The following is a 5,951-nucleotide window of genomic DNA, read 5'->3' on the forward strand; positions in this document are numbered from 1 at the left end:
CCATCCCCTATGTTTGAGCCAGGTACTACACCAAGCCCACCGACTAAGCCTGCGCACAGGTCGCTAAGCAGGTCGCCGTATAAGTTTTCGAGCAGAAGTATGTCAAACTGGGTCGGGTCCTGTACAAGTTTCATACAGCCAGCATCAACAATCATCTCTTCGTATTCAATGTCAGGGTATCTCTCGCTTACTTCCCTTGCTTTTCTAATAAATAGACCGTCTGTCATTTTCATGATGTTGGCTTTATGAAAAACTGTAATTTTTTTGCGTCCCCTCTTAGTTGCATACTTAAACGCCTTCTCTGAAATACGAAGGCATGCCTTCTCAGTGGCAACTTTCATGCTCATAACAACACCAGGGGTAACAGTGTTCTCTACTCCGCTATAAAGGCCCTCGGTATTCTCCCTTATAATCACCAAATCGGCATCTTTGTAGCGGGTATATATTCCTTTAAAATTTCTAACAGGCCTAATAGCCGAAAAAAGGTCTAGTGTTTTTCTTAGCTGAACGTTTACAGAGGTAAATCCCTCGCCTATAGGAGTAGTACATGGACCCTTTAGAGCTACTTTATGCTCTTTTATTGCCTCTATTGTGCTCTGTGGCAAAACATCAGGGCCATCTTCAAGTGCTTCAAGCCCTGCTTTTCTTTCAACCCAGTCAATTTCGGCTCCGGATGCTGCAACCACTTTTTTAACCGCAGCTGTTATATTGGGTCCAATTCCATCTCCGGGGATAAGAACAACTTTTCGTTTACTCATAGCTGATAGTGAACCAGAACACACTCATTAATCAAGTAATATATTTCACTGTTATAGTATTTAGCCCAAATAGTTGATAAAAGAGACTAAACATCTAGAAAATAGCGCATGGAATAACTCAATTTATCCCATGCTTAACTAATCGTTTATAATTGGTTAATTTTACTCTAACAATATTATAGTTTGATATACTTAATAAATGGTCACTAAGAGACTAAACTCCTTCTCAAATGTTTTTAACGTTACATTCCTTTTTGCTCTGCTGATAATTATAACGAGTGTGGTTGTTCCGCTTATCTTCCGTGAGCAGATTGTCAGCATTGGTCAGGAAATCTTATTAAAATACGGCCAGGAAAGAATAGATATTGTTCTCTATCTAATAACGACCGTAAGCAGCACTCCGATAGCGCTTCCAGTTTGGATATACGCAGTCTTAGGAGCCATGCTGGGGTATGAGCCGATCAGGTTAATTATTGTCATGGCACTTGGCTCTATGACAGGAGCAACAATAACTTACTTCCTAGCCAGATACTTCGGAAAATCCAGGTTTGTGAAGAAAAACTTTCCAAACGTTGAGAACCATCCATGGACAGAGTACCGCTCTAAGTGGATTATAAGCTTAATATTATTTTTTGGAGCGGCCTCGCCAATTCCGCTTGATGTTATGTATGCGGCGTGCGGGATGAAGCGTTTTCCAATCTATTTGCTCACACCTATACTTTTTGTTTCGTTCTCTATAAAATTTACATATCTATTCTATGGCTATGATCTAATTCAGACTTATCTCAATATTGCATTTTGATTAAGACTGGTCCCTCATTGCATTTGCAGTATAGATAGCTACAAGCCTTGCTACCAAAAATGCAAGAAAAAGCTGCCCCGTAATTGCTTCCAAAACAGAGATCATCCTTCCTAATGGTGATAGAGAGGTAATATCTCCGTAGCCTAGTGTAGTGAGGGTGGTGTAGCTATAGTAGATATATTCGTTTGAAGTTAGTGTATTTACTACATCTGTGTTATTGGTAAGAAAGATAATCCCAGGTGATATATATTCAAGATAATTATAGATAGAGGCCCATAAGAGCCCTAACAAAAGAAACACGCACACCGCTGCATATAGGGTATCTGCCGATACTTTTTTAGTATGCAAAATGTGGTCAATCATTGTTCCTATAATAAAAAGAAAGAACAGGATACTCACAAAAATAGTCTCAGAAGAGCGCGTATAGATCCATTCGGATAAAAACCACGGAAGCCCCAAGACTATTAAAATTATCACATTTCTTTTGTTTCTTCCTGCTGCATAAATACCTAAAACAAAAACAATTGAGCTTGCGATGTTCATAAAGATAAAACCATAGTCAGTGTCATGTAGGAGAGAGGAGATAATCAGCAGGATAAAAATGGAGGTCATAAAATTGAACATTTTGTACTTTGTCGATCCTAAGATCAGCCAGAGCAGACCGCTTTTCTCGGTTTTGAACATGTTCTGATCCTCCATATTTAGTTTAGACTGACGATAAAGCTTCTCACTATGTTAATTAAAAATTAGCTTAAAGTCACTTAAGATAAAGCTCCGCCTCATATTCTGATTATGGGGAACTTATCTCCGTGGTTGCTATTTAGAGATTAACCGCCAGAAAGTGTGCAGCTTGATGTTTCAACTTGAGCGTTATTGTTAACATTCAAAGCTCCTCTTCCTCCGCTGATTGAGCACTGGTTCTGAGGATCAATGTCTACAATAGAGTTTCCGGCCGCATTGATTCCAAACTGGTTATTAGACTCAATGACAATTGTATTATTAATAGGATTTGAGCTCTGTCCGACTTCTACAAACCCATCATCAAGTGTTAGAATTGCGTCGCGGTTACTGGAAATATTTATACTCTCATCGGCATTTAGGAAAATTGATGCAGAGCCCTGTGCCCTTACACCTTCTCTGCAATTAGTAATGCTGATGCTCTTTACGATATAAGTTATCATCGAGCTTGAACCAGCAAACATGCAGTTTCCTCCGCTGCCATTTAGGTTAAACTCCGCCTGGCTTTCGCTAAAACTTATCATCTGAGTGCCTGAGAGGCTTATTGGATCTTGGAAAACTTGCCAGCGGTCTATTATTATGAGGGTTGGATTTTGCTGCAGCGTTATATCAAAATTAGTTACGCTCTGATTTACAACTGGTATGTTGGGCCTTTCAGCGTTAAAAGTTGCAGATTCAAACCTTAGAGTCACAACATTTGCAGATGAACTGAACCTTATTACGAAATTTCCTTCAGAACTTACTCTAGTGCTGCCCAATCTGCTGTTGCCCTGCAGGATAATAGCAGTTATGTCTCCAAACTGTGAGGAATTGGAAATAATACCTTCAACTATTATATTCCCGTTATTATCTCCTCCATCGCAGTTTGTAATGAAAACTGAGAGTATTACTATGAGAATGCCGCGTAATAAATTTTTTCGCATAACTGCCCTCCTTTTTTGTTATCAGGCCATCTGCTGCATATTATAACAATAACGTAAAGACTATGATAGCCATAAATGCAATTAAGTAGATAACTCTCATATATTTTTCAATTTTCTTTGCGAGCAAATTCTCTCCATCAGAGGATATCTTACTAGTAGCGATCGCAGTACCCAAAGCTATAAATACGAGTATAGTCGAGAGCAGTACAAAATTATCCATACGGGTGAAGTAAGAGACCTTTGGTATTGTAAATCCTATTGCGAATCTATACGCAATTAGCGTAAATACCGTTGCAGTCGAGAGTCCTACCTGAGGGCCCAGATGCTTTGGGTCAATCCAGAATACAGCCCAGGCCATTAGAACAATCAGGCAAAGCGGCGCAATCACTTTCCATACGTAATATGCCTTGTCACGCTGTGCAACCAATGTAAAGTCCATTCTGTGAAGGCTTTGCATCGGCGCATCGCCCCATGTTTGAATTTGCTCAGTGCTGGCGCTTCCATCTACAAGACTTATTGTCCAGCCCTCGGCTGAGAATTTGTCCCTTTGCCCGGTAGTATCTTTATCGAGCTCAAAAAGAATATCATTACTATTCGGACCTACAGCGGCCAATATAAAATGAAGCTCCTGATCATCAAATGGAAAATTAGAAAAATCCAGGTCAGATGTGATTTCTCCTACATAGCGCTGTTTAACATTAACATTTCCATCCGGATCAACCCTGGCAATTTTACTCAGCAGCTGCTGGCCTCCATTTTGATTCACAACAATAACCGTTGGAGTCCATATTTCATTTTCTTTGAAGATGCATTTTCTAAGTGATTTCCCAAGGGCTTTTTCAGATAAGCGTGGGTCGTTCCAGGTTTCATTAAACCAAACGTCAGCTGTATAGGTTTGCTCTAGATCATCTATTTCTTTAATATCTATTACAAAAAAACCGACTTTTACAGCTATTTTCTCTCCTTCATCTCCAGGTTTTAAATTCATGGCCTCAGGTGGTATTGAGCAATCCAACTTATTATTAGAATCGCTAACTTCCTGGGTTATGCCAACACAGGGGTGAAATAAAATTATAAGGCAGGCAACAAGGGCTGCTTTAAATAGGTTTATCTTTATAGGCAAGCTATTAGTATTCATAATCACTTTGTATATTAACAAAAAACATTCTATAAAATCAATCTATCAGAATCGGTAGGTGGCTTTGATCCCATAGTTTTGATAGTCATTGTCGACACCTGATGAAAGAGTGAATGTGAGATTCATTTTCTCTACAAATGTATAGTCGAGCTTTTTGATCGTCGCAAGCCCTATTCCCATATCAAAGAAGGATTCTAAATAAAGCTCGCTGCCCCAAAATTTAGTATGGTTTAGAAACAACTTAAATGCTGCCCTGTTGCCAAAAATATTAAAATCCATCTTCTGCAGCAGATCCCCTCCATTTCTCCATACATAATTGGTTAGCTCATAGCTCAGATCCCATCCAGCTATCTCTATTCCGTCTATCGTTGTTATTGCACCGCCCTGGCTTGCCCAGCCAACATGAGTGGTTGGAAATTGATAGTGGAAATAATTTGTAAGAGTTCCGCTTAGTGGAAATGCAAGAGCACCCACATCAAAAGATCCTACCCCGCCAACGCGGGCCATGGGGGTTAGACTCCACCATTTTGTAGGCCTGTATTGAGCGCCCAATCCAAGAGATGCCATATAGGACCATGCAGTCTGGGTTCTTGTCAGCAGCACAGGGAAATCAACAATCAAAGAGAGTTTAGGAACGCTTTTTAAATTCCATTTATAGCTTATAGGGATACTGAAAGTCTCTCCATCATAGGGATCGGCATTAAAAGAAGTAACCGCGGCTGAAATAGAGAAATTATTTTTCTGCCCGGGGATTGGATTCCTAGAGCTAATAAAAGGCCCGGTTATACCTTGGTTGAAATCATCTATGATCATTCTTGTAAATAGACTGTTAGGGTTTCCAGCCACCGGATCCACAGGGGAGTTTGCAACAACAATTTGAAGCAGTCTGGTAAGCGATCTCCCGGGGGCCTCTATTGATTCAAAAGTTCCTCTAAGCCACTGTTTGAACTGCTTAACACTCTCATCTCTGGACTCGCCGTCAAAGCGCACCTCAAAATCTCTTCCAGGAATTCTAAAAACGAGCTCTGAGGAATTAGATTCAAACTCTAGAATTGTACCAATTCCTCTAAAATCTAGCTGGCCTATTACTGATGATGTGTCCGTGTAATCAGGGAATATATCTTCAAGTGAAGTATTATTGAAAAAGTCCGTAACATCCAAAAGACTGTTAGTTCCTTCAGTTGCCGTATCATCGCCATCTACAGTAATAATTACTACAAACAGTTGTTTCGTATGGGCGTAATTAGTTGCAAAAACAGGGATGATAAATAATATGAGCAGAATAATACGTAAAGTATTTTTGATCCTATCCCTCCTAGCCATAATATAAAATTAACTCATGATCACACAACATCAAAATTGGCGATATTATATATTATGCATATTTACAATATAAGATTTTAGATAATTCATCAGAGGGCTGGAAAGACAAAGGCGCCGTAGTTTCTCAACTAGGCGCCCATTATTTTAGTCAGGTGATTATTTATCTCTCACTTCTTCTAAAGCTGGCAAACTGCTTAGCCGCTTCAGGTCGTACTTTTTGAATGTTTTCAGGTGTCTGGGCAAGATTATTGATCCCTACGATAGCTTCA

General features: G+C 39.7%; 6 protein-coding genes. 1 reads left to right on the forward strand and 5 read right to left on the reverse strand.

What is annotated here, in order from left to right; genetic code table 11:
* Positions 1 to 758, reverse strand: a 758-nt coding sequence (locus tag AAF462_09480) for an isocitrate/isopropylmalate family dehydrogenase (protein MEM7009349.1), incomplete at its 3' end; no start/stop codon positions are given.
* A 199-nt stretch (positions 759 to 957) separates the two neighbouring features.
* Between AAF462_09480 and AAF462_09485 the strand changes: the two genes are divergently transcribed.
* Positions 958 to 1,560 (forward strand): VTT domain-containing protein, encoded by a 603-nt coding sequence (locus tag AAF462_09485; protein MEM7009350.1) that lies wholly within the window; start codon positions 958 to 960, stop codon positions 1,558 to 1,560.
* Here AAF462_09485 and AAF462_09490 read toward each other — a convergent pair whose 3' ends face one another.
* The 4 genes from AAF462_09490 to AAF462_09505 all read right to left on the reverse strand — a co-directional run bounded on the left by AAF462_09490 (position 1,561) and on the right by AAF462_09505 (position 5,682).
* The gene (locus AAF462_09490) at positions 1,561 to 2,244 is read right to left on the reverse strand and encodes a potassium channel family protein (protein MEM7009351.1); all 684 of its coding nucleotides are present in this window, start codon (positions 2,242 to 2,244) and stop codon (positions 1,561 to 1,563) included.
* Between the two features lie 143 nt (positions 2,245 to 2,387).
* Positions 2,388 to 3,221 carry a hypothetical protein gene (locus AAF462_09495; GenBank protein ID MEM7009352.1) on the reverse strand — a complete coding sequence of 278 codons (834 nt, stop codon included), beginning with the start codon at positions 3,219 to 3,221 and terminating at the stop codon, positions 2,388 to 2,390.
* Positions 3,222 to 3,261: 40 nt separating this feature from the next.
* Positions 3,262 to 4,359, reverse strand: coding sequence for a hypothetical protein (locus AAF462_09500; GenBank protein ID MEM7009353.1), 1,098 nt, complete (start codon positions 4,357 to 4,359; stop codon positions 3,262 to 3,264).
* Between the two features lie 45 nt (positions 4,360 to 4,404).
* Positions 4,405 to 5,682 carry a hypothetical protein gene (locus AAF462_09505; GenBank protein MEM7009354.1) on the reverse strand — a complete coding sequence of 426 codons (1,278 nt, stop codon included), beginning with the start codon at positions 5,680 to 5,682 and terminating at the stop codon, positions 4,405 to 4,407.
* Positions 5,683 to 5,951: the final 269 nt, after the last annotated feature.

It is taken from the genome of Thermodesulfobacteriota bacterium, assembly GCA_039028315.1.
Taxonomy (GTDB): Bacteria; Desulfobacterota_D; UBA1144; order Nemesobacterales; family UBA2774; genus CR02bin9.